The organism is Kitasatospora atroaurantiaca (assembly GCF_007828955.1).
Taxonomy (GTDB): Bacteria; Actinomycetota; Actinomycetes; order Streptomycetales; family Streptomycetaceae; genus Kitasatospora; species Kitasatospora atroaurantiaca.
In genome coordinates, this window is the sequence record NZ_VIVR01000001.1 from 7,297,015 (window position 1) to 7,318,749 (window position 21,735).

Annotated in this window: 22 protein-coding genes; 12 read left to right on the forward strand and 10 right to left on the reverse strand. The window is 71.7% G+C overall.

Features of this window, described 5'->3' with window-relative positions; all coding sequences use genetic code 11:
* Window positions 1-6: 6 nt before the first annotated feature.
* Complete coding sequence (locus tag FB465_RS32680; protein ID WP_145796410.1) at window positions 7-1,596, reverse strand: PucR family transcriptional regulator; 1,590 nt, start codon at window positions 1,594-1,596, stop codon at window positions 7-9.
* 223 nt (window positions 1,597-1,819) lie between these two features.
* On the opposite strand from FB465_RS32680, the gene FB465_RS32685 reads away from it, so the two are divergent.
* Together FB465_RS32685 and FB465_RS32690 are read left to right on the forward strand one after the other, a co-directional pair.
* Entirely contained in the window at window positions 1,820-3,007 is a 1,188-nt protein-coding gene (locus FB465_RS32685; RefSeq protein WP_145796412.1) for an 8-amino-7-oxononanoate synthase, read from the forward strand.
* 47 nt (window positions 3,008-3,054) lie between these two features.
* On the forward strand, window positions 3,055-3,723 hold the full coding sequence (locus FB465_RS32690) for a maleylpyruvate isomerase N-terminal domain-containing protein (protein WP_211785905.1): 669 nt from the start codon (window positions 3,055-3,057) through the stop codon (window positions 3,721-3,723).
* Window positions 3,724-3,785: 62 nt separating this feature from the next.
* Here the strand turns inward: FB465_RS32690 and FB465_RS32695 are convergent, their stop codons facing one another.
* Together FB465_RS32695 and ligD are read right to left on the reverse strand one after the other, a co-directional pair.
* Window positions 3,786-4,424 (reverse strand): GNAT family N-acetyltransferase, encoded by a 639-nt coding sequence (locus FB465_RS32695; protein ID WP_145796414.1) that lies wholly within the window; start codon window positions 4,422-4,424, stop codon window positions 3,786-3,788.
* Between the two features lie 28 nt (window positions 4,425-4,452).
* Complete coding sequence (gene ligD, locus FB465_RS32700; RefSeq protein ID WP_145797728.1) at window positions 4,453-5,436, reverse strand: non-homologous end-joining DNA ligase; 984 nt, start codon at window positions 5,434-5,436, stop codon at window positions 4,453-4,455.
* A gap of 81 nt (window positions 5,437-5,517) precedes the next feature.
* On the opposite strand from ligD, the gene FB465_RS32705 reads away from it, so the two are divergent.
* From FB465_RS32705 to FB465_RS32735, 7 genes are all read left to right on the forward strand, one after another.
* Window positions 5,518-6,576: an ATP-dependent DNA ligase gene (locus tag FB465_RS32705; RefSeq protein WP_145796416.1), complete on the forward strand. Its 1,059-nt coding sequence runs from the start codon at window positions 5,518-5,520 to the stop codon at window positions 6,574-6,576.
* 74 nt (window positions 6,577-6,650) lie between these two features.
* Complete coding sequence (locus FB465_RS32710) at window positions 6,651-7,211, forward strand: dihydrofolate reductase family protein (RefSeq protein ID WP_145796418.1); 561 nt, start codon at window positions 6,651-6,653, stop codon at window positions 7,209-7,211.
* A gap of 9 nt (window positions 7,212-7,220) precedes the next feature.
* Window positions 7,221-7,583: a YciI family protein gene (locus FB465_RS32715; protein ID WP_145796419.1), complete on the forward strand. Its 363-nt coding sequence runs from the start codon at window positions 7,221-7,223 to the stop codon at window positions 7,581-7,583.
* Complete coding sequence (locus FB465_RS32720; RefSeq protein WP_145796421.1) at window positions 7,580-8,803, forward strand: RNA polymerase sigma factor; 1,224 nt, start codon at window positions 7,580-7,582, stop codon at window positions 8,801-8,803. Before FB465_RS32715 ends, FB465_RS32720 begins: the two co-directional genes overlap by 4 nt.
* Before the next feature lie 407 nt (window positions 8,804-9,210).
* A complete protein-coding gene (tdh, locus tag FB465_RS32725) occupies window positions 9,211-10,239 on the forward strand; it encodes an L-threonine 3-dehydrogenase (RefSeq protein ID WP_145796423.1) in 1,029 nt (342 codons plus the stop codon).
* A gap of 18 nt (window positions 10,240-10,257) precedes the next feature.
* Window positions 10,258-11,451 (forward strand): glycine C-acetyltransferase, encoded by a 1,194-nt coding sequence (locus FB465_RS32730; RefSeq protein WP_145796425.1) that lies wholly within the window; start codon window positions 10,258-10,260, stop codon window positions 11,449-11,451.
* A 112-nt stretch (window positions 11,452-11,563) separates the two neighbouring features.
* Entirely contained in the window at window positions 11,564-11,785 is a 222-nt protein-coding gene (locus FB465_RS32735; protein ID WP_145796427.1) for a hypothetical protein, read from the forward strand.
* Between the two features lie 181 nt (window positions 11,786-11,966).
* On the opposite strand, the gene FB465_RS32740 is transcribed toward FB465_RS32735, so the two are convergent.
* On the reverse strand, window positions 11,967-12,170 hold the full coding sequence (locus FB465_RS32740) for a cold-shock protein (protein ID WP_145796428.1): 204 nt from the start codon (window positions 12,168-12,170) through the stop codon (window positions 11,967-11,969).
* A 289-nt stretch (window positions 12,171-12,459) separates the two neighbouring features.
* Between FB465_RS32740 and FB465_RS32745 the strand changes: the two genes are divergently transcribed.
* Complete coding sequence (locus FB465_RS32745; RefSeq protein ID WP_145796430.1) at window positions 12,460-13,377, forward strand: LysR family transcriptional regulator; 918 nt, start codon at window positions 12,460-12,462, stop codon at window positions 13,375-13,377.
* Between the two features lie 7 nt (window positions 13,378-13,384).
* Here FB465_RS32745 and FB465_RS32750 read toward each other — a convergent pair whose 3' ends face one another.
* Window positions 13,385-13,669, reverse strand: coding sequence for a DUF427 domain-containing protein (locus FB465_RS32750; protein WP_145796432.1), 285 nt, complete (start codon window positions 13,667-13,669; stop codon window positions 13,385-13,387).
* Window positions 13,670-13,860: 191 nt separating this feature from the next.
* Here FB465_RS32750 and FB465_RS32755 point away from each other — a divergent pair, with 191 nt between their 5' ends.
* A complete protein-coding gene (locus tag FB465_RS32755; protein WP_342791890.1) occupies window positions 13,861-14,760 on the forward strand; it encodes a Gfo/Idh/MocA family protein in 900 nt (299 codons plus the stop codon).
* 109 nt (window positions 14,761-14,869) lie between these two features.
* Here FB465_RS32755 and FB465_RS32760 read toward each other — a convergent pair whose 3' ends face one another.
* The 3 genes from FB465_RS32760 to FB465_RS32770 all read right to left on the reverse strand — a co-directional run bounded on the left by FB465_RS32760 (window position 14,870) and on the right by FB465_RS32770 (window position 16,851).
* Complete coding sequence (locus tag FB465_RS32760; RefSeq protein ID WP_145796435.1) at window positions 14,870-15,124, reverse strand: chaplin; 255 nt, start codon at window positions 15,122-15,124, stop codon at window positions 14,870-14,872.
* Window positions 15,125-15,317: 193 nt separating this feature from the next.
* A complete protein-coding gene (locus tag FB465_RS32765) occupies window positions 15,318-16,037 on the reverse strand; it encodes a pyridoxine/pyridoxamine 5'-phosphate oxidase (RefSeq protein WP_246193020.1) in 720 nt (239 codons plus the stop codon).
* Between the two features lie 70 nt (window positions 16,038-16,107).
* The gene (locus tag FB465_RS32770) at window positions 16,108-16,851 is read right to left on the reverse strand and encodes an amidohydrolase family protein (RefSeq protein WP_145796437.1); all 744 of its coding nucleotides are present in this window, start codon (window positions 16,849-16,851) and stop codon (window positions 16,108-16,110) included.
* 134 nt (window positions 16,852-16,985) lie between these two features.
* Here FB465_RS32770 and FB465_RS32775 point away from each other — a divergent pair, with 134 nt between their 5' ends.
* Window positions 16,986-18,554: an APC family permease gene (locus tag FB465_RS32775; protein ID WP_145796439.1), complete on the forward strand. Its 1,569-nt coding sequence runs from the start codon at window positions 16,986-16,988 to the stop codon at window positions 18,552-18,554.
* 53 nt (window positions 18,555-18,607) lie between these two features.
* Here the strand turns inward: FB465_RS32775 and FB465_RS32780 are convergent, their stop codons facing one another.
* Both FB465_RS32780 and FB465_RS32785 read right to left on the reverse strand, forming a co-directional pair.
* Window positions 18,608-19,519, reverse strand: a complete 912-nt coding sequence (locus FB465_RS32780) for a phosphatidylinositol-specific phospholipase C (protein WP_170290740.1) — start codon at window positions 19,517-19,519, stop codon at window positions 18,608-18,610.
* A 91-nt stretch (window positions 19,520-19,610) separates the two neighbouring features.
* The gene (locus FB465_RS32785) at window positions 19,611-21,659 is read right to left on the reverse strand and encodes a transglycosylase domain-containing protein (protein ID WP_145796442.1); all 2,049 of its coding nucleotides are present in this window, start codon (window positions 21,657-21,659) and stop codon (window positions 19,611-19,613) included.
* Window positions 21,660-21,735 lie beyond the last annotated feature (76 nt).

Here is a 21,735-nt window from a genome sequence, read left to right on the forward strand (position 1 = left end):
CTCGGCTCAGGGACCTCGCTGCGCGTCGTGTGCCAGCAGCGCGACGTACAGCGAGGTCAGCTGCTCCAGGTCGTCCAGGTCCACCCCGAGCAGCTCCTCGATGCTCTGCAGCCGCCGGTAGAGCGCGGGCCGGCTGACATGGTGCTCCTGCGCGGCCAGGGACTTGTTCCGGCCGGTGCGCAGATACGTCCGCAGCACGTCCAGAAGCACGGGCCGGCCGAGCAGCGGGCCCAGCTCGCGTTCGATGAACCCCTGCAGCTCCGGCTCGTCCCGCAGCAGCCGCACCAGCCCGCGCAGCCGTACGTCGCGCAGCCGGGCCACCGGTCCCGCCGGTGGGCCTGCCATGGCCGCGTCCGCGACGTGCACCGCCTCCACGAACGAGCGGCGCACCTCGTCCAGCACCGGGCAGCCGAACCCCGCGCCCGCCACCGCCGTCACGCCGCGCGCCGCCAGCCGCTCGTGCACCCGCTCCGCGAGGCGGCAGACCTCCGCGTCGGCGTTCCCCTCGTACGGGACGCTGAGCAGCACCGCCGTCGCGTCCGGGCCGATCCGTGCCACCAGACCGGCCAGCGACTCCTCCTCCAGGACCCGCTCGATCAGTTCCCGGAGATCATCCCCGGCCGCCCGGAACACCACCGGCACGAAGATGCGCCGGTTGGCGGGCAGACCGGCCGCCCGGACCCGGGGGAGCAGCTGCTCGGGCCGGGCCGTACCGGAGGCCAGTTCGGTCAGCAGTGCCTCGGCCGCCTGGTCCTCCCAGCCCCGGTCGCGGTCGCCGAGCAGCCGGTGCATCGCCAGTGCCTCGGCCGCCCGCTGCGCCAGCACCTGCCCGGCCTCCGCCGGGCCCGGGTGGCCGAACAGCACCAGGTGCCCCCACTGGCTGCCCCGGGCCTCCAACCGCGCCACCACCCAGCCGTCCGGCCCGACCGTCACCGGACCGTTGCCCACCAGGCCCGCGACCTGCCGGGAGACCCGGTCCCAGTCCCGCAGCAGATCGTCGAGCGCCGCCCGGTCACCGGAGGTCGCCAGCACCCGGTGGGCCAGGTTGACCACCACCGCCGGGCCGCTGCTGTAGGAGGCGATCTCGTCCAGCAGCCGCTGCAGCGGGACGCCGGAGAGGTTGAGCGCGGTGAGCGAGGTGCGCATCCGCTCGGAGAGGTCGAGTGCGGCGAACCGGCCGTGCACCAGCCGCGCGTGCACCTCCTCGGTGAGCCGGGCGAACGGCGCCGGCCGGTGCAGCACGATCAGCGGCACCCCGCAGCGCTCGGCGGCCCGCCGCATCGCCTCGGGCGTGGTCCGGAACGCCCGGCCGAGCCCGATCACCACGGCGGCGGCGTCCGCCCGCTGCATCGCCTCGACGTACTCCACCTGCGCCCGCTCGTCGCCGGCCAGCAGCAGCCCGGTGGTCAGCACCATCTCGCCGCCGGACAGCATCACCCCCACGTCGAGCGCCTCCGCGACGTGCAGCCACCGCACCGGCCGGTCCAGCTTCCCGGCGCAGGCCACCACCTCGGCGTCCCACTGCGCCACCAGCTCCAGCGCCAGCACGTCCCGTACGGTCAGCCGGGCGGCCGTGGGGGGTGTCTCGTCGGTCACCTGACCTCCCCTTCGATGATCGACGGAGTCTATGCCCGTTCCGCGCGGTATTACCGGCGTCGTGGAGCATCAACCTGTACGTGAGGCATCGGTTGCCCACCTTCCGGCGGTGCCTCTTGACGGCCGTTCAGAGCGGGCAGCCGCCGACGGGCCCGTCCCGGGTGCTGCGGGTGTGCCCAGACGCACATTGCCCGGTCCGCACCCCAGGTGACAGAGTGCGACCATGGTCCACTCCTCCTCGCCCTCGACCGAGCAGGCCCTCGCTCCCGCCGCCGTCTTCGACTGGCTCGACGAGGCGGCCGAGCTCCGCGCCCGGGCCGGGCTCACCAGGACCCTGCGCAGCCGCCCGGCCGACGATCCCGTCCTGGACCTGGCGAGCAACGACTACCTCGGCCTGGTCCACCACCCCGCCGTGACCCGGGCCGCCGCCGAGGCCGCGCTGCGGTGGGGCGGCGGCGCCACCGGCTCCCGCCTGGTGACCGGCACCACCGCCCTGCACACCGAGCTCGAGACGGAGCTGGCCGAGTTCTGCGGAGCCGAGGCCGCCCTGGTCTTCTCCTCCGGGTACGCGGCCAACCTCGCCGCCCTCACCGCCCTCACCGACCCGGACACCCTGATCGTCTCGGACGCGTACAACCACGCCTCCCTGATCGACGGCTGCCGCCTCTCCCGCAGCGACGTCCACCGGGCCCCCCACAACGACCCGGCGGCCGTCGGGGACGCACTGGCGGCCCGTACCCACCGCCGGGCCCTGGTGGTCAGCGACTCGGTCTTCTCCGTCGACGGCAACGCCGCCCGGCTGGCCGAGCTCTCGGCCGCCGCCCGCGCCCACGGCGCGGCCCTGCTGGTGGACGACGCGCACGGTCTCGGCGTCCTCGGCCCCGGCGGCAGCGGCGCCCTGGCCGCGGCGGGCCTGGCGGGGGAGCCCGACACGGTGGCCACGGTCACGCTCTCCAAGTCCCTCGGTTCGCAGGGCGGCGCGGTGCTCGGCCCGCGGCGGGTGATCCGGCACCTCATCGAGACGGCCCGCACCTTCATCTTCGACACCGGTCTGGCCCCCGCCGCCGCCGGAGCGGCGCTCGGCGCCCTGCGCCTGCTGCGCGCCGAGCCGCACCGCGCCGAGCGGGCCCGCGAGGTGGCCCGTACGCTGTCGGCCCAGCTCACCGCCTCCGGTCTGCACGCGAGCACCCCGGACGCGGCCGTGGTCTCCGTCCGGGCCCCGGGCCCCGAGGCTGCCGTCCGGTGGGCGGCGGACTGCCGCACCGCCGGCCTCGCCGTCGGCTGTTTCCGCCCGCCGTCCGTGCCGGACGGTGTCTCCCGCCTGCGGCTGACGGCCCGTGGCGACCTGACCGATGCTCAGATCGCCGAAGCGGTCGGGATCATCAGCCGTACGGCCCCGGCAGGCGCGTGACCTCGGCGGCACCGTCGGCCGTCGGTGATCGCTGATACCGTCGCGCCATGTCCGAAGCGCATGACTCCCTGAGCGGCCCCGTCACCGCGGCCGATGTCGAACTCGCCGTCCGGCTGGCGGTCGCCGCCCTGCGGGGAGCGGTCGGGGCGGACTGGAGCGCGAGAGCGGGTTCGCTGGACTGGGACTGCTGGGAGACCGTCGAGCACCTCAGCGACGACCTGTTCGCCTACGCGGCCCAGCTGGGCCCCGAGAAGCCTCCGATGGACGGCGAGGTGCCGTTCCGGTGGGTGCGCGAGCGGCCGGGCGGCCCCGCGAACGTGATCTTCGCAGATCGCAGTGCCGGCCCCGCCGGGCTGCTGCAGGTGCTGGAGGCCAGCGGCGCCCTGCTGGTGGCGATGGTGCGCACGACGCCGCCGGAGGTCCGCGCCCACCACGGCTTCGGCGCGGCCGACCCGGAGGGCTTCGCCGCCATGGGCGTCGTGGAGACCCTGGTGCACACGCACGACCTCGCCGGCGGCCTCGGCCTCGCCTGGGCCCCGCCCGCCGACCTCTGCGACCGCGTCCTGGCCCGCCTCTTCCCCGACGCGCCGACGGACACCGACCGCTGGCCGACCCTGCTCTGGGCCACCGGCCGCGGCGAACTGCCCGGCCGCCCGCGCCTCACCACCTGGCGCTGGTACGGCACGCCACGGCCGGCCACCTCACGCCCCGTCTGACCCGAACAGCAAACGGGCGCCGCGCGGCGGGCCCGAAGCGGCGCAGCAGCCGTTCGCGGGCCTCAGCCCGCATGGTGGACGAGCAGGGCCTCCGCCGCGACCGGCCGGTACCCCGCGGCCTGGAAGGCGCGGACGCTCCTGGCGTTGCCCGGTGACTGCTGGGCCCAGAGCAGGTCGCCCTCGGGGAGCAGGTGACGCGCGGTCAGGGCCAGGGCCCGGCCGAGCCCTCGGCCCCGGGCGTCCGGGTCGACCTCGATCGCGGCCTCCCAGCGGCCCGCCACCCCACGGCCGAGGATGACCACCCCGCCGGGCGCCGTCCAGGCGCGGACGTCCTCGCGGAAGAGCAGGGCCCGGACGATGCGCGGGTGCTCGCGGTCCTCGACCGGCTCGACCGCGACCGGGGGCCGGCCGGCCAGGCGGGTGGCCGCGGTCAGCAGGTCGATGGTGTTCATGATGCGCCCGGTGCGCTCGGCGAAAGCGCTCAGGAAGAACGGGGAGAGGGGCGCCGCCAGCGAATCCGCCGGCGAGGCCGCGATGGCCTCGCGCACCCAGGCCGGGTCCTCGTCCGTGAAGACCACCGCGTGCGCGCTGAAGGCGATCACCCCGGCCTCGCGTGCGGAGGGCTGCGGCACCACCGTCACCGATCCGTCGGGCGGGGGGAACAGTCCGCCTGCGGCCTCGGCCAGGATCTTCGCCAGCATGGGCCCACCCTACGACCCGTCACGCGGCTCAGTGCTTGCGGGCCCGGCTCGGCTGGACACGGGCCGGCTCGCCCGGCATCTTCGGGTGGTCGGGTGGGTACGGCAGGTCGGCGGCGCCCTGGTGGGCGTAGAGCTCCAGCAGGGAGTCCAGGGTGAACGAGTGTTCGTCCATGTCGGCGTGCAGGTCGCCGAGTTCGGCGAAGCGCTCGGGTACCGTCCGCAGGTCGAAGTCCTTCGGTGAGACCCCGTCGAGCTCCTCCCAGCGCAGGGGGGTGGAGGCGGTCGCCTCCGGCCGGGCGCGCAGTGAGTACGGCGAGGCGATGGTGCGGTCGCGAGCCATCTGGTTGTAGTCGACGAAGATCCGCTCGCCGCGCTCCTCCTTCCACCAGGCGGTGGTGACCTTGCCCGGCATCCGCTGCTCCAGCTCGCGTCCGAGGGCGATCACCGCGTGCCGGCAGTCGGTGAAGGTCCAGCGCGGTTCCAGCGGGACGTAGAGGTGCAGGCCGCGCCCGCCCGAGGTCTTGGGCCAGGCCCGCATCCCGTGCTCGTCCAGCAGCACCCGAAGCTCGTGCGCCGCCCGGACGGCGTCGTGGAAGTCGGTGCCCGGTTGCGGGTCGAGGTCGATGCGCAGCTCGTCCGGGTGCTCGGTGTCGTTCCGGCGCACCGGCCAGGGGTGGAAGGTGAGGCAGCCGAGGTTGGCGGCCCAGATCACCGCGGCCGGTTCGTTCGGGCAGATCTCGTCGGCGGTACGGCCGCTGGGGAAGGCGATCCGGGCGGTCGGCAGCCAGTCGGGCAGGCTCTTGGGGGCGCGCTTCTGGTAGAAGAACTCGCCCTCGACGCCGTCCGGGAAGCGCTGCAGCGTGGTCGGCCGGTCGCGCAGCCCGCGCAGCACACCGGGCGCGACCGCCAGGTAGTACTCGGCCACGTCGCGCTTGGTGTAACCGCGCTCGGGAAAGTAGACCTTGTCCGGGTTGGACAGCCGTACCGTCCGGCCGTCCACCTCCAGCTCCACAGCTCCTGCCATGCCCTCCACGCTAGGCCGGGCCGCCCGGTCCGGCGCGCGGGCGGCTTCGGCCCGGGACACCATCGGAGCATGGACCTTCCCGTGATGCCGCCCGTGCAGCCGATGCTCGCCAAGTCGGTGGCCGAGATCCCGCCGGGCATGCAGTACGAGGCCAAATGGGACGGCTTCCGCGCGATCGTGTTCCGTGACGGCGACGAGATCGAGATCGGCAGCCGGACGGCCAAACCGCTGACGCGCTACTTCCCCGAGCTGGTGGAGGCCTTCCGCCGGGAGCTGCCCGAGCGCTGCGTGGTGGACGGCGAGATCGTGATCGCCCGCGACGGCCGGCTGCGCTTCGAGGAGCTGTTGGAGCGTATCCACCCCGCCGCCTCCCGCGTCCGTACGCTGGCCGAACGCACCCCGGCCTCCTTCGTCGCCTTCGACCTGCTGGCCCTCGGCGCCACGGCCCTGGACCGGCAGCCGCTCGCCGAGCGGCGCACAGCCCTGGAGGAGGCGCTCGCAGGCGCGGCCGCGCCGATCCACCTCGCGCCCGCCTCCACCGACGTCGAGGTGGCCCGGACCTGGTTCTCCCGGTACGAGGGCGCAGGGCTGGACGGCGTGATCGCCAAGCCCCTCGACAAGCCGTACGCACCCGGCGAACGGACGATGTACAAGGTCAAGCACCAGCGCACCGCCGACTGCGTGGTCGCCGGCTACCGCGAGCACAAGAGCGGCCCGGTGGTCGGCTCCCTGCTGCTCGGCCTCTACGACGCGACCGGGCAGCTGCAGCACGTCGGGGTCTGCGCCTCCTTCCCGATGGCCCGCCGCCGCGAACTCGTGGAGGAGCTGCGGCCGCTGCGCATGGACGACCTCACCGGCCACCCCTGGGCGGCCTGGGCCGACGAGGCCGCCCAGGCGAGCTCGCGCCTGCCCGGGGCGGTCAGCCGCTGGACGGGCACCAAGGACCTCTCCTGGGTCCCGCTGCGCCCGGAACGTGTGGTGGAGGTCGCGTACGACCACATGGAGGGCACCCGCTTCCGCCACACCACCCAGTTCCGCAGCTGGCGCCCCGACCGGGAGCCCGGCAGTTGCACGTACGGACAGCTGGAGGAACCGGTCTCCTACGATCTCGCGGAACTTCTCGGCTGACGGATGTCGAGAAACGTCGACCGGTTCCGACGTCCCTTGTGCAAGGCATCCGAACGAGATCACCGGGAGTTCCGATGAGGAAGATCCTTCTGTTCATGGTGGCGTCCGCCGACGGCTTCTACGAGGGCCCCCACCAGGAGTTCGACTGGCCGGTCGTGGACGACGAGTTCAACGACTTCGCCCTGGAGCAGCTCGACTCCGTCGACACCCTGCTCTTCGGCCGGGTCACCTACGAGGGCATGGCGGCCTACTGGCCGACCGCCGAGGCCCAGCAGAACGACCCGAAGGTCGCCGGGGTGATGAACAGCATCCCCAAGGTCGTCGTCTCGCGGACGCTGGAGCGCGCCGAATGGGCCAACACGCGCGTGATCGGCGGGAATCTCGCCGAGGAGATCGCGGCGCTCAAGGCACAGCCCGGCAAGGACATCGCCGTCTTCGGCAGTTCCGCCCTGTCGGTGAGCCTGCTGGAGCTCGGGCTGCTCGACGAGGTGCGGATCATGGTCAATCCCGTGGTGCTCGGCGGCGGCAAGTCCCTTTTCCGCACGACCGGTGGCAGGATCCACCTGGAGCTGCTGGGCACCAGGGCCTTCGGTTCCGGCAACGTCCTGCTCAGCTACCGTCCCGCAGCCCGTTAGGAGCCGGCCGTGAAGTACCTGCTGATGATCTACATGAACCCGGCGGTGTTCGAGAGCCTCTCCGAGGCCGAGCAGAATGCGGTGATGGCCGAGCACGACGCCTTCCAGAAGCCGATCCGCGAGTCCGGCGAACTGGTCGGTTTCGCCGCGCTCGCCGACCCCTCCACCAGCCGTACGGTGCGGGTGCGCGAGGGTGTCCCGGCGGTCACCGACGGTCCGTACGTGGAGGCCAAGGAGTTCCTGGCCGGGTACTACGTGGTGGACTGCGAGACGCCCGAGCGGGCCGAGGAGCTGGCCGCGCAGCTGCCGGACGCGCGGCTCACCGCGATCGAGGTACGCGCCGTGATGGAGTCCGGCGGGCTGGAGATGTGACGGCCGACGCCCGCGCCGAGGACCTGCTGCGCTCGCTGGCGCCGCAGGTCCTCGGCGCACTGGTGCGCCGGTACGGGCACTTCGACGCCTGCGAGGACGCGGTGCAGGAGGCGCTGCTGGCCGCTGCGCGTCAGTGGCCGCAGGAGGGGCTGCCCGAGTCGCCGCGCGGCTGGCTGATCACCGTCGCCTCACGGCGGCTGGCCGACCACTGGCGCAGCGAGGAGGCCCGGCGGCACCGGGAGGAGGCGGTCGCGGCGCTCGAACCGCCGCCGGGGGAGACGCCCGACCGCGACGACACCCTGACGCTGCTGTTCCTGTGCTGCCACCCGGCGCTGTCGGCTCCCTCGCAGCTCGCGCTGACCCTGCGTGCGGTGGGCGGCCTCACCACGGCCGAGATCGCGCATGCGTTTCTGGTGCCGGAGTCGACGATGGCGCAGCGGATCAGCCGGGCCAAACAGCGGATCCGGGCCGCCGGGGCCCGCTTCGACCTGCCTCACGAGACCGAGCGGGCCGAGCGGCTGCGGGTCGTCCTCCAGGTGCTGTACCTGATCTTCAACGAGGGCTACACCGCCAGTGCCGGCCCTGACCTCCAGCGCACCGACCTCACGGCCGAGGCGATCCGGCTCACCCGCGAGCTGCACCGACTGATGCCCGAGGACGGCGAGACGACCGGACTGCTGGCGCTGATGCTCCTCACCGACGCCCGGCGCCCGGCCCGTACCCGCACCGACGGTTCGCTCGTCCCGCTCGCCGAGCAGGACCGCGCGGCGTGGGACCGGGCGGCGATCAAGGAGGGCACCGACCTCGTCGCCGCCACCCTTCCGCACGCCGTGCCCGGCCCGTACCAGCTGCAGGCGGCCATCGCAGCCGTCCACGACGAGGCGGAGCGCGCCGAGGACACGGACTGGCTGCAGATCCTCGGCCTCTACGGCCTGCTGGAACGGTTCGCCCCGGGCCCGATGGTCACCCTCAATCGGGCTGTCGCCCTCGCGATGGTCGACGGCCCCTTGGCCGGACTCGCCCTGCTCGCCGAGCTGGACGACACCCTGCGCGGGCACCACCGCCTGGACGCCGTCCGCGCACACCTCCTCGAACAGGCCGGCGACCCGGAGGCCGCCCGTACCGCCTACCGGGCCGCCGCCCGCCGCACCACCAGCCTCCCCGAACGCCGCTACCTGGAGTCCCGAGCAGCCCGCCTCGGCCGCCCGTCGGGCGAGTAAGGCCTCATGGCAATCGGTAGGCAGCGGGGCAACCCCCGAGGGGCGCGAGGAACTGCGCGAGATCGGAAGGCAACAGCCTCCGCTTCGCGCAGTTCTCCCCCAGCCTTCGGCCGGGAGGTGCCCCCACGCGCCCCTGGGTTGCCCGATCCTGATCGGCCGGCACCCTGCCGGTAAGCCGTGCGGGTGGGCCATCCGGGTGTGCCCGGCACGGCGTCGGGGGTGCCCGGGTGCAGCTCGGGGACGATCGTGAAGCCCAGCTGTGGCGGCCCTTAAGAATTCCTCGATGGACCGCACCCACTCCCACCAGGCAGATTGCAGGTGCCCGGTCCCCGGCAGGCGCCGTCCGCCGGGCTGCCCCCGACCTGCCCACACCAGGTCTGCCCCACCATGCGTCAGGAGCCCTCGCCGTGAAGGCACTCGTCAAGCAGAAGGCCGAGCCCGGGCTCTGGCTGATGGACGTCCCGAAGCCGGAGATCGGCCCCGGCGAGGTGCTGATCAAGGTGCTCCGCACCGGCATCTGCGGAACGGACCTGCACATCCGCAAGTGGGACGGCTGGGCGCAGCAGACCATCAACACGCCCCTGACGCTCGGTCACGAGTTCGTCGGCGAGGTCGCCGAGATCGGCGCGGCCGTCGTGGACATCGCGGTGGGCGACCTGGTCAGCGGCGAGGGCCACCTGGTCTGCGGCAAGTGCCGCAACTGCCTGGCCGGCCGCCGCCACCTGTGCCGCAACACCATCGGCCTCGGGGTGGGCCGCGACGGCGCTTTCGCCGAGTACGTCGCGCTGCCTGCCGCCAACGTCTGGGTGCACCGCGTCCCGGTCGACCTCGACGTCGCCGCGATCTTCGACCCGTTCGGCAACGCCGTGCACACCGCCCTCTCCTTCCCGCTGGTCGGCGAGGACGTGCTGATCACCGGCGCCGGCCCGATCGGCATCATGGCGGCCGCCGTCGCCAAGCACGCCGGCGCCCGCAACGTGATGATCACGGACGTCAGCCCGTACCGCCTCGACCTGGCCCGCAAGGTCGGTGTCACGCTCGCGTTGAACGTCGCCGAGCACACCATCGAGGAGGGCCAGCAGCAGCTGGGCCTGCGCGAGGGCTTCGACGTCGGCCTGGAGATGTCCGGCCGCCCCGAGGCGCTGCAGTCGATGATCGCCAACCTGACCCACGGCGGCAAGATCGCCATGCTCGGCCTGCCCGCCGAGGACTTCCCGGTCGACTGGGCTCGGATCGTGACCTCGATGATCACCCTCAAGGGCATCTACGGCCGCGAGATGTTCGAGACCTGGTACGCCATGTCGGTGCTGCTCGAGGGCGGGCTGGATCTCAGCCCGGTGATCACCGGCCGCTACCCCGCCGCCGACTTCGAGGCCGCCTTCGACGAGGCCGCCAGCGGCCGCTGCGGCAAGATCATCCTCGACTGGACCGTCTGACACCCCCTAGGAGCCCCCGTGTTCGACTCCGTGCGCGACGACGTCGCCGCCACCCTCGAAGAGATCCGCGAGGCCGGCCTCTTCAAGCCCGAGCGGGTGATCGGCACCCCGCAGAGCGCCGCCGTGACCGTCACCGCTGGCGGGCGCCCCGGCGAGGTCCTCAACTTCTGCGCCAACAACTACCTCGGCCTCGCCGACCACCCGGAGATCCTCGCCGCCGCCAAGGAGGCGCTGGACCGCTGGGGCTACGGCATGGCCTCGGTCCGCTTCATCTGCGGCACCCAGGACGTCCACAAGCAGCTGGAGGACCGCCTCTCGGCCTTCCTGGGCCAGGAGGACACCATCCTGTACTCCTCCTGCTTCGACGCCAACGGCGGTGTCTTCGAGACCCTTCTGGACGAGCGCGACGCGGTCATCTCGGACGCCCTCAACCACGCGAGCATCATCGACGGCATCCGCCTCTCCAAGGCCCGCCGCCACCGCTACGCCAACCGCGACCTGGCCGACCTCGAGAAGCAGCTCCAGGACACCCAGGACGCCCGCCGGCGCCTGATCGTCACCGACGGCGTGTTCTCCATGGACGGCTACATCGCCCCGCTGCGCGAGATCTGCGACCTGGCGGACCGCTACGACGCGATGGTGATGGTCGACGACTCGCACGCGGTCGGCTTCGTCGGCCCCGGCGGCCGCGGCACGCCCGAGCTGCACGGCGTGATGGACCGGGTCGACATCATCACCGGCACCCTCGGCAAGGCCCTCGGCGGGGCCTCCGGCGGCTACGTCGCGGCGCGCCGGGAGATCGTGGCTCTGCTGCGCCAGCGCTCGCGCCCGTACCTGTTCTCCAACTCGCTCGCCCCGGTGATCGCCGCCGCCTCGCTCAAGGTGCTCGACCTGGTCGAGGAGTCGACCGAGCTGCGCGAGAAGCTCGCCGCCAACACCAAGCTGTTCCGTACCCGGATGACCGAGGCAGGCTTCGAGATCCTGCCCGGCGAGCACCCGATCGCCCCGGTGATGATCGGCGACGCGGCCAAGGCCGGCCGACTCGCCGAGCTGCTGCTGGAGCGCGGCGTGTACGTGATCGGTTTCTCGTTCCCGGTGGTGCCGCACGGCCAGGCCAGGATCCGGGTGCAGCTGTCGGCAGCCCACTCCACCGAGGACGTCGAGCGGGCCGTGGCGGCCTTCGTGGACGCCCGCGCGGCCCTGGAGAACTGACCGCGTTCGCCGGCTCCCGGGCGTGCGGATGACCATGGTCGAGGGATCCGATCCCAAGTTGGTATCGGGAGCACCGGGCTCGCGGGGGCTTCGAGGGCGCATACTGGACTCAATGACCAGGACAGCCGCAGCCCGGCGCTCTCTGCCCACCAGTCCCTTCCGTGCCCAGCCGGTAGCCCCGATCGAGAACTTCGAGCTGGGTGACCGGGTCAGCCACGACCGATTCGGACTGGGCCGGGTCATCGGTGTTGAGGAGGGAATCGCCGTACTCGTCGATTTCGGTTCTCAGCAGATGCGATGCCTCAGCCCGTTCGCCAAGCTGGTCAAGCTCTGAGACCTGCTGTCAGACGGCGCCCACCATCCCGGTGGGCGCCGTCTGACGTATGTCCGCCCCCGCAGCGGCGGCAGAACAGCGGCGGAGGAACGCGACAGCAGTGGTGGAACGCAAAAACGGGGCCCGCACCGAAGTGCGAGCCCCGCGGAGCATGGCATGCGCCACGCACGCGTCACTGAAATCAGATGACGCGGATGTTCTCGGCCTGCGGGCCCTTCTGGCCCTGCGTGACGTCGAACTCGACCTTCTGGCCCTCAACGAGCTCGCGGAAGCCCTGCGCGTTGATGTTCGAGTAGTGGGCGAACACGTCGGCGCCGCCACCATCCTGCTCGATGAAGCCGAAGCCCTTCTCGCCGTTGAACCACTTCACGGTACCGGTAGCCATACTTTTCTCCTTCACAGGGGCAATGCTGGAATCCGCACCTCGCGAATCCCGTGTCGCCGCAATGACCCAGTCCGGCGGCTAAACCGGTAAAAACAAAATGCGCCTCACGGTTACAACCCGTCAGGCGCACATAGGTTCATGGGTACCAAAACTGCAACTGCTATAACCGTAGCAGAGAATCGGCCGTTGTGAAGGATTTCCTGCGGGAGATCTGCGGGGCGTTCCGGGCGGGCGGCGGCCGGGCCCGCCCCCGGCCCGCGTACCGCCCGCACGCTGGCACAATGGCGGCGTGATCGACGCAAGACGGTTGCGGACCCTGCGGGCCGTGGCCGACCACCGTACGGTGACGGCCGCGGCCGCCGCGCTGTACCTCACCCCCTCGGCCGTGTCCCAGCAGCTCGCCGCGCTGGAGCAGGAGACCGGCCACCACCTGCTCGCCCGCGAGGGCCGGGGCGTCCGGCTCACCGCCGCCGGCGAGATCCTGCTCGCCCACGCCGACGCCGTTCTCGCCCAGCTGGAGCGCGCCGAGGCCGACCTCGCCGCGTACAGCGCGGGCGTCGCCGGCGAGGTGACGGTCGCCTCCTTCGCGACCGGCATCGCTCTGGTGCTCGCTCCCGCGATCTCCGCGCTGGCCACCACCGCACCGGGCGTCCGGCTCAAGGTCCTCGACGCCGAGGGCGACGCCAGCCTCCCGATGCTGCTGGACGGCCTGGCCGACATCGCCGTGGCCGTCGAGTACCGGGGCGCGCCCCGCGCCGACGACCAGCGCCTGACCCGCGTCCCGCTTTACGCCGAGCCCTTCGAGGCGGTGCTGCCGCTCGCCCACCCGCTCGCGGCCGGCGAGGGCCCGATCGCGGTCGCCGACCTCGCGGCCGAGCCGTGGATCGGCCCGTACCCGGGCAACCCCTGCCACGACGTGGTGCTGCTGGCCTGTGAGTACGCGGGCTTCCAGCCCCGGCTGGTGCACTCCTCGGACGACTTCCGTGCGGTGGTCGCACTCGCCTCGGCGGGGGCGGGGGTCGCGCTCGTCCCGAGGTCGGCGCTGCGCGGCGCGGACCTCACCGAGGTGTCGGTACGGCCGGTGGACAGCGCGCTCGCCACCCGTAAGGTCTTCGCCGCCGTGCGCAGCGGCGCCGAGCAGCACCCGCTGATCCGCCCCGTCCTCGAGGCGCTCACCGAGGCGGCGGGCGGAGTCTCGGAGAACTGACCCGGCGTCAGTCGCTGATCTCGACGCCCCGCCAGAAGGCGACATGACCGGCGATGTGCGCGGCGTCGGGGCTCGGGTCGGCGTAGAACCACGCGGCGTCCGGGTTCTCCGCGTCCGCGACCCGCACCGTGTAGTAGGAGGCGGTGCCCTTCCACGAGCAGTACGTGCTGGTCGCGGACGGGCTCAGGAGCGCCATCCGGACCGAGCCGGGAGGGAAGTAGTGGTTGCCCTCCACGATCGTGGTCTCGTCGCTCTCGGCGAGCACCTCGCCGTTCCATCGCGCAGTAGCCATGGGCCCATTCTGCCCCGGCCCCGGGGTGCGGGTGTCATGTCCGTTGATCTCACTGCATCCTGACTGCTCAGCACCCTTTCTGGCATATGCTGCTGGCGCGGCTGGGCCCCGCAACGAGGCGGGGCGGCCATCAGACCCTCGGCAGGAGCGTCCCGATGAGCGACCACGATCTCGACCTCGACAGTGCGGCGATCCCGGTTGGGGTGATCGGCCTCGGCGACATCGCGCAGAAGGCGTACCTCCCGGTGCTCACCGCCCAGCCGGGTCTGGACCTGCGGCTGATGACCCGGGACCGCGCCAAGCTCGACCGCATCGGCGACGCGTACCGCATCACCCACCGGTACACCGACCTCGGCGAGCTGATCGACAGCGGCGTGCGGGCCGCCTTCGTGCACGCCGCCACCGAGCAGCACGTCCCGATCGTCGAGCAGCTGCTCACGGCCGGGGTGGACGTGTACGTCGACAAGCCGCTCGACCACCACCTGGAGGGCGCCCGTCACCTGGTCGAACTCGCCGAGCGGACCGGCCGTTCGCTGCTGGTGGGCTTCAACCGGCGGCACGCGCCCGGCTACCTGCTGGCGACGGAGCGGCCACGGGACCTGATCGTCCTGCAGAAGAACCGCGAGGGGCTGCCGGAGGCTCCCCGCTCGGCGGTCTTCGACGACTTCATCCATGTGGTCGACACCCTCCGGTTCCTCGTCCCGGGCGAGATCGAGCACGTCGACGTCCGCTCGCGGACCAAGGACGGCCTGCTGGAGCACCTGGTGCTCACCCTCGCCGGGGACGGCTTCACCGCGCTCGGCATCATGAACCGGGTGAGCGGCTCCACCGAGGAGGTCCTGGAGGTCTCCGGCGGCGACTCCAAGCGCGTGGTGGTCAACCTCGCGGAGGTCATCGACCACAAGGGGCAGCCGACCGTCCGCCGCCGCGGGGACTGGGTCTCCGTCGCCCGCCAGCGCGGGATCGAACAGGTCGTGCTCTCCTTCCTGGAGGCCGTCCGGGTGGGCAAGACGCTGTCTGCGCGCGATGCCCTGCAGACCCATGAGCTGTGCGAGCAGATCGTGGAGCGGATCGAGGCCCGGGCCCGCTGACCTCACGGGACACGCATACGGACACGGATGCGGACCCTGACACGAACGCGGACCGGCGCCGCCCGCAGTGGGCGGCGCCGGTCCGTCTCCGTCACGGCGTCAGGCCAGGTCAGCCCTCGTTGATGCAGGTGTTGTCGAAGGCGGGGTTGAGCGCACCGATCACATTGATGCTGTTGCCGCAGATGTTGATCGGAATGTGGATCGGGATCTGGATGACGTTGCCGGACAGGACGCCCGGTGAACCGACCGCCACGCCCTCGGCGGTAGCAGAGGCGCCGGCTGCGCCTGCCGAGCCGAGTACGAGCGCACAAGCGGCCCCGGCGAGCACGAGAGCCCTGCGGATGTCCTTCACGGTCTTCTCCATTCCTGAGGGGGTGGTGCCTGGTCGTTCCGGGACCACCGCAGGCCGACGTCCGGCACGGGTTGATCCCGGTTCCAGTCTTGGCACCACTTCCGCCGGCGGTCAGCCGGGCGCAGCCCCCGTTCACCCGGGGGAGTGGGAACCCGGTGCGAACGGCGGCTCCTGACCGGTCGACAGCTCGTACGGCCGTTCGACCTCAGGGCCAGAGCAGGGTCCGGGTCCAGGCCGCCGACCCCGTGCCAGGGCCCGTCCTGGTGAAGCGCAGCCGCACATGACGACGGTTCGGATCGCCCTGCCAGAACTCCACCTCCTGTGCCCACAGCGTGTAGACGGTGTGGCTCGGGGCGATGACACCGGGCTCGGCCGCCAGGCGCAGCCGGGCTGCCTCGGCCGCCTCGTCGTACGTCTCCAGGGAGGGGAGCGACCGACTCTGCCGGCCTACCAGGGCCGCGGTCCGGGCCGCGGGCGAGCGGGTGAGGAACTCGGCCGCCGAGACCTCGGGCGGCGCGGCCGCCACGGTGCCGCGGATCCGGACCTGCCGGCCCAGCGGCGGCCAGTACAGCGTCATCGCGGCCACGGGGTGCGCGGTGAGCTGCCGCCCCTTGGGGCTGTCGGAGTCGACCGCGAACAGCCATCCGGCGCCCTCGACATCGACGTCCCGCAGGACCAGTACCCGCGCATCGGGCAGGCCGTCGGCGTCGACCGTCGACAGGGTCACCACCTGGGCGTCGAGGACTTCGGCGTCGAAGGCGCCGATCAGCCAGTCGACGAAGAGGCTCCCCGGATCGGAGGGCGCCCGGTCGAGGTCGAACCGCGGCAGCTCGCGGGCCATGGGCGGCCTGCTGCGCAGCAGTTCGGCGACCGTGTTCGGCCCGCCGGAGCCCTCGTCCTGCTCGTCACTGCTTCGGTGGGTCACTGCGCCTCCCGTCCCGTGCCCCCGCTCCTGGCCGGCCGGGGCATCGCCGATGCGAAACGATACTGGCAGCTCAGGCGCCCACGCCGTAGAAGTCACGGGCGTTGGTGACCAGGACCGCCTCGGCGGCCTCCTCCCCGAGGGCGTCGACCAGGAGAGCGAGGTCGGCGTCGGCGAACGGACGCGCGGCCCGGGTGGAGGGCAGGTCGGTGCCGGCCATCAGCGCGCCGGGGTCGGCGGCGTGGATCGCCCTGAGGGTGGCGGGCACGTCCAGGCGGACCCGGCCGAAGCCCGTGGCCTTCACCCGCAGGCCGGCCTCCACCAGCCGCAGCAGTGCGCCGCGCCCGGCCTCCGACATGCCCAGATGGTCGATGCTGACCTTGGGCAGCGCGGTCAGCACCGGCTCCAGGCCGGGCAGGTCCGCGGCGTCGACGTACAGCTCGGTGTGCCAGCCGGCCAGGTCGAAGACGCGGCGGGCCAGGCGGTCGAGCCGGGCGGGCCCCTCGGAGCCGCCGCGGTAGAGGTTGAAGCGGATCGCCCGGACTCCGGCGGCGTCCAGGTCGAGGATCTGCCGGTCGGAGGCGGTGGCCGGGAGCTGGGTCACCCCGACGAAGCCCGGGCCCAGCCGGGCCAGCGCGTCGACCAGGTAGGACTGGTCGAAGGCCTGGAAGGAGCCGGAGACGACGGCCCCGCCGGTGACCCCGAGGGTGCGGACGCGCTGCAGGTAGTCGGCGACCGTGAAGGCCTCGGGCAGGTAGCCGGCGTTCGCCACCAGCGGGAACCGGGGATCGACGATGTGCAGGTGACTGTCGAACATCTCGCGGTCAGCTCCTCGGAATCCCCCGGTCGGCCCCGTGTCCTGTCCGGAGCGCGGCGACCGGCGGACGTACGATCGGGATCTCGTGATTCCACCATGGCGTTCGGCCCGAGCGAGAGAGCGGGGTGGGGTTCGTGTCGAGTCCTTCCGGCAATGCGGCACCTTCCACGGGGGCCCCGGCGACCGGTTCGGGCGCGGGCGAGAAGGGCCTCAAGGGCAACGCGCTCGGCCTCTTCTCCTCGGTGGCCATCGGCCTGGCCTCGACCGCGCCCGCGTACAGCCTGGCCGCGACCCTCGGCCTGATCGTGGTCGGCGTCGGCCTCCAGGCACCGATCATCACGATGATGGCGTTCATCCCGATGCTGCTCATCGCGTACGCCTACAAGGAGCTCAACGCCTCCGACCCCGACTGCGGGACCACCTTCGTCTGGGGCGCCAGGGCGTTCGGGCCGCGGACGGGCTGGATGGGCGGCTGGGGCATCGTCTTCGCCGACATCATCGTCATGGCGAACCTGGCTCAGATCGCCGGCATCTACGGCTTCCGGCTCTTCGGCCTGGACTCGCTCGCCGAGAACACCACCTGGACCACCCTGGCCGGTGTGGCGTGGATCGTCGTGATGACCCTGATCTGCTACATCGGCATCGAGATCTCCGCCGCCCTGCAGCGCTGGCTGCTGTGCATCGAGGTCGCGGTACTGATCCTGTTCTCGGTCACCGCCCTGGTCAAGGCCTACGGCAGCAACCCGCCGGAGACCGCGATCCACATCGACGCCTCCTGGTTCAACCCCTTCAACGTGCCCTCGGCCAGTGCCCTGACCTCGGGGATCCTGGCGGCCGTGTTCATCTACTGGGGTTGGGACACCGCCGTCTCGGTCAACGAGGAGACCGCCGACAGCGCGCGCACCCCCGGGCGGGCGGCGGTCATCTCGACCGTCCTGCTGCTGCTCATCTACGGCCTGGTCTCCACGTCCGCCCAGGCCTTCGCCGGGGTCGGCACGGAGGGCATCGGACTGGCCAACCCCGACAACGAAGGGGACGTGCTCTCCGGGCTGGGCGATGCGATCTTCGGCACCACGGGGTTCGGCTGGTTCCTCAACAAGCTGCTGATCTTCATGGTGCTGACCTCGTCCGCAGCCTCCACCCAGACCACCATCCTGCCCACGGCCCGCACGACGTTCTCGATGGCCGCGCACAAGGCCATCCCCTCGCAGTTCGCGCGGGTGCACCGCAGGTTCCTCACCCCGACCTGGTCCACCCTCGGCATGGGGCTGGCCTCGATCGCCTTCTACGTCCTGCTGACGGCGATCAGCGGCAACGTCCTCACCGACTCCATCGCCTCGGTCGGCCTGGGCATCGCCTTCTACTACGGCCTCACCGGTTTCGCCTGCCTCTGGTACTACCGCCGGGTCCTGACCCGGAGCGTCCGTGACTTCGTGTTCAAGGGCCTGCTCCCGGGCCTCGGCGGGCTGAGCCTGCTGTACTTCTTCTGCTACGGGGCCTTCGACGTCTACGCCGACCCCGAGTACGGCGCCACCTCGATCGACCTGCCGATCTTCGGAGAAACCGGTGGCGTGACCGTCATCGGCATCGGTGCCCTGGTGATCGGCTTCGTGCTGATGCTGATTCAGTGGGCCGTCCAGGGTTCCTGGTTCCGCTACCCGGACGTCCCGAAGACCGCGGCGGACCCGGCCGACGCGCCCTGAGTACAGGGACCGCTCTGCCGCGCTCTCGGCGCTCTGGATGCCCTCAGCCGCTCTCAGCCGGCGAAGTTCAGCGCGTACAGCGGCCGGACGGTGGCGGGGGTGACGAAGTCCATCGGCACGGTGCCCAGGTGCGGGCGGGTGGCGGCGTTCAGGGCCGAGACGTAGCCGCTGAGCTTGGGGGCGATGGCCTGCGCGGCCTGCTGCGGCCACAGGCCCCAGCCGGAGGAGGAGGTGAAGGTGAGGAACAGCCGCTGCGGGTCGCTCGAGGCGCGGGCCGCGTTGAGGTGTGCGGACACCTCGGGCCACTTCCGCGAGTTGAGCTCGAAGATCGTCCCGATCTGGTAGTCGTCCTCGATGTCCATGCGCCCGCCGCCCCACGGGATGCCCGGCAGGCCGGAGCTGTCGGCGAGGACGACGACCCGGCCGCGCACCTCGCCGAGCCGGGGGACGCGGTCCTCGGCCCAGAACAGGTCCGGCCACTTCGAGCGGTAACCTGCGAAGATGGCCGCGAAGTCCGCGGCGGGGACGGTCGAGTACTCCTGCTTGACCCTCATCAGGAGGGTCTCCCCGGGGTGCTGGGCCAGGAACGCCCGGCAGAGGTTCAGTACGTCACCGAAGAAGATGTGCTGGAAGAACGAGCCGTGGTGGATCGCGAAGACGCCGTCGATCGCGCGGCATCTGATGTCCAGGAACCTTACGCCCGCGGCGAGTTGGTCGGGGAGCGAGAGGGTCTGGGTCTGGGTGATCGCACCGCCGTAGAGCGAGCAGGTGTCGTGCGTGCCCGGGACGGTGAGCTGCGAGAGGTACGTGTCGGAGGAGACGGCACCCAGCCAGTCGGCGCCGCCGGGTACGTCGGCGGCCCGGGCCGGCTGCACCGAGGGGCCGAGTCCGGCCCCTACCGCGGCCAGGACCACTGTCGAACGGGCGAAGGTGCGCCGACTGATCGGAGTGTCCGTCAAGTCCATTGCTGCATCCCGTCGTTGAGCCTCAGGTGTGCCTGCCATGCACATTATCAACGGGGAGGCGCGACAGGCATAGACCTGAGGACCGCATCGACTACTGCAACGGCACCTGAGCGAGCCTCCCCGGCGTGGTGTCCTCGAGCGCACCGCTCATGGCGTCGCGCCAGATCGGCCCGGCCAGCGTCCCGCCGAAGGCCTGGTCGACGATCTCACCGCCGATGCTCTGCCCGTCCAGCGAGGTCGGGTGGTCGGTGTCGCTGACCACCGTGGCGCCCGACAACTCCGGGGTGTAGCCGACGAACCAGACCTGCTTGCCCGCGTTGGTGGTACCGGTCTTGCCCGCGCTGTCGCGGTCGCCCAGACCGGCCTTGGTGCCGGTGCCGTCCTGGACCACGCCCTTGAGCATCGTGGTGAGGGCGTCGGCGGTGTGCGCCGACATCACCTCGCCGCACCTGCTCGCCGGGACGGGAAGCGGCTTGCCGTCGGCGGTGGTCACCGAGGTGATCGCGGTCGGGGTGCAGTAGGTGCCGTGCGCGGCGAATGTCGCGTAGACGTTGGCCATCTCCAGCGGGGTCAGGTCGTTGCTGCCGAGGGCCATGGACGGCACCGCGCTCAGCTTCTCGCCGCCGGCCTGCTGGGTGATGCCGAGTCTGTTGGCCATCTGCACCACGTTGCACAGGCCGGTGTCCGCCTCCAGCGAGGCGAAGTAGGTGTTGACCGACTGCGCCATGGCGGGTGCCATGGTGAACGGCCCGTACAGCGACTTGGCGTCGTTGTGCACCTCGCCGCTCTCCGGGAACCTGCCGCCCTTGCAGTCCTTCATGGCCGGCCAGGCCATGCTGTAGGGGGAGGGGTACGACTGGGCGGGTGTGATGCCGTTCTCCAGCGCGGCGGCGGCCACGATCGGCTTGAAGGTCGAGCCGGTCGGGAAGCCGAGACCGCCGCCCATCGCCTTGGTGACGTTGAGGTTGATCTGGGTCTGGTTGGCGGCGAACCCGTACGGGCGGCTCTGGCCCATCGCGACGATCTTCCCGGTGCCCGGCTGCACCACCGTCATCGCGGTGGCCGCCTTGTCGGAGGCGTACACATGGCTGGTGACGGACTTCTGCAGGGCGGCCTGCGCCTTGGGGTCGAGCGTGGTGTGGATCTGCAGGCCGCCGTGCTTCCACAGCGCCTGGCGATCGGCCGAAGTGGCGCCGAACGCCGGGTCGCTGACGATCACCTTGTGCACGTAGTCGCAGAAGAAGCCCGCGCCCTGGTCGGCGGTGATGCAGCCCTGCCGCGGACGGCTGACCTTGAGGTCGAGCGGGCGGGCGATCGCCTCGGCCGCCTGGGCCTGGGTGATGGTGCCGTACTGCGCCATCTTGCGCAGCACGGTGTCACGCCGTGCCTTGGCATTCTCGGGGTTGGCGATCGGGTCGTAGCCCGTCGGTGACTGCACCAGCCCGGCCAGCAGGGCAGCCTGAGGGAGCGTCAGCTCGCTGGCGTGGACGCTGAAGTACCGCTGGGCGGCCGCCTCGATCCCGTAGGCCTGCTCGCCGAAGAAGGTGATGTTCAGGTAGTTGGTGAGGATCTCGTCCTTGCTGAGGGTCTCCTCCAGCTTGATCGCGTACTTCATCTCCTTGACCTTGCGGCCGACGGTCTGTGCCTGCGCCGCGAGCACCGCCTGCGGATCGTCACCCGCCTTGTCCACGAAGACGTTCTTCACGTACTGCTGGGTGAGTGTGGAAGCCCCCTGCGAGACCGAGCCGCTGGCCGCGTTCTTGTTGATCGCGCGCAGCATGCCCTTGAGGTCGACCGCGCCGTGCTCGTAGAACCGGTTGTCCTCGATGTCCACCAGGGCCGCCTTCATCACCGGGGAGATCTGGTCGCTCGGCACGACCGTGCGGTCCCGGTAGTACATGGTGGCGATCACGCCGCCGTCCGCGTTGTAGACGGTGGAGGACTGCGAGAGCGGGGGAGCGGTGAAGTCGTCCGGCAGGCTGTCGAAGTCCTCGACGGCGTTCTTCGCCCCCAGGCCGAGACTGCCGACCGCGGGCAGGGCGAGCCCGGCGGTGAGCACGCCGGCGACGGCGCTGACGCTGAGGAATCTGGCGGTGAGGCGGGTCTTGTGTACGAAGGAGCCCGAGTGCGACGAAGACATGGCTCCGAGACTAGGCGTGCTTGATCAGAAAATCGGACCAACTTCCGCGCTCCGTCTGTCACAAGCCTGCGACAAA

What these genes read in the sequence shown, in the direction of transcription:
- FB465_RS32705 (WP_145796416.1), top strand. Translation starts at nt 5,518, where the DNA reads ATGGACCTTCCCGTGATGCCGCCCGTGCAGCCGATGCTCGCCAAGTCG.
- FB465_RS32750 (WP_145796432.1), bottom strand. Translation starts at nt 13,669, where the DNA reads ATGGCTACTGCGCGATGGAACGGCGAGGTGCTCGCCGAGAGCGACGAG.
- FB465_RS32735 (WP_145796427.1), top strand. Translation starts at nt 11,564, where the DNA reads ATGACCAGGACAGCCGCAGCCCGGCGCTCTCTGCCCACCAGTCCCTTC.
- FB465_RS32710 (WP_145796418.1), top strand. Translation starts at nt 6,651, where the DNA reads ATGAGGAAGATCCTTCTGTTCATGGTGGCGTCCGCCGACGGCTTCTAC.
- FB465_RS32690 (WP_211785905.1), top strand. Translation starts at nt 3,055, where the DNA reads ATGTCCGAAGCGCATGACTCCCTGAGCGGCCCCGTCACCGCGGCCGAT.
- FB465_RS32760 (WP_145796435.1), bottom strand. Translation starts at nt 15,124, where the DNA reads ATGGAGAAGACCGTGAAGGACATCCGCAGGGCTCTCGTGCTCGCCGGG.
- FB465_RS32785 (WP_145796442.1), bottom strand. Translation starts at nt 21,659, where the DNA reads ATGTCTTCGTCGCACTCGGGCTCCTTCGTACACAAGACCCGCCTCACC.
- FB465_RS32780 (WP_170290740.1), bottom strand. Translation starts at nt 19,519, where the DNA reads ATGGACTTGACGGACACTCCGATCAGTCGGCGCACCTTCGCCCGTTCG.
- FB465_RS32695 (WP_145796414.1), bottom strand. Translation starts at nt 4,424, where the DNA reads ATGCTGGCGAAGATCCTGGCCGAGGCCGCAGGCGGACTGTTCCCCCCG.
- FB465_RS32685 (WP_145796412.1), top strand. Translation starts at nt 1,820, where the DNA reads ATGGTCCACTCCTCCTCGCCCTCGACCGAGCAGGCCCTCGCTCCCGCC.
- FB465_RS32770 (WP_145796437.1), bottom strand. Translation starts at nt 16,851, where the DNA reads ATGTTCGACAGTCACCTGCACATCGTCGATCCCCGGTTCCCGCTGGTG.
- FB465_RS32740 (WP_145796428.1), bottom strand. Translation starts at nt 12,170, where the DNA reads ATGGCTACCGGTACCGTGAAGTGGTTCAACGGCGAGAAGGGCTTCGGC.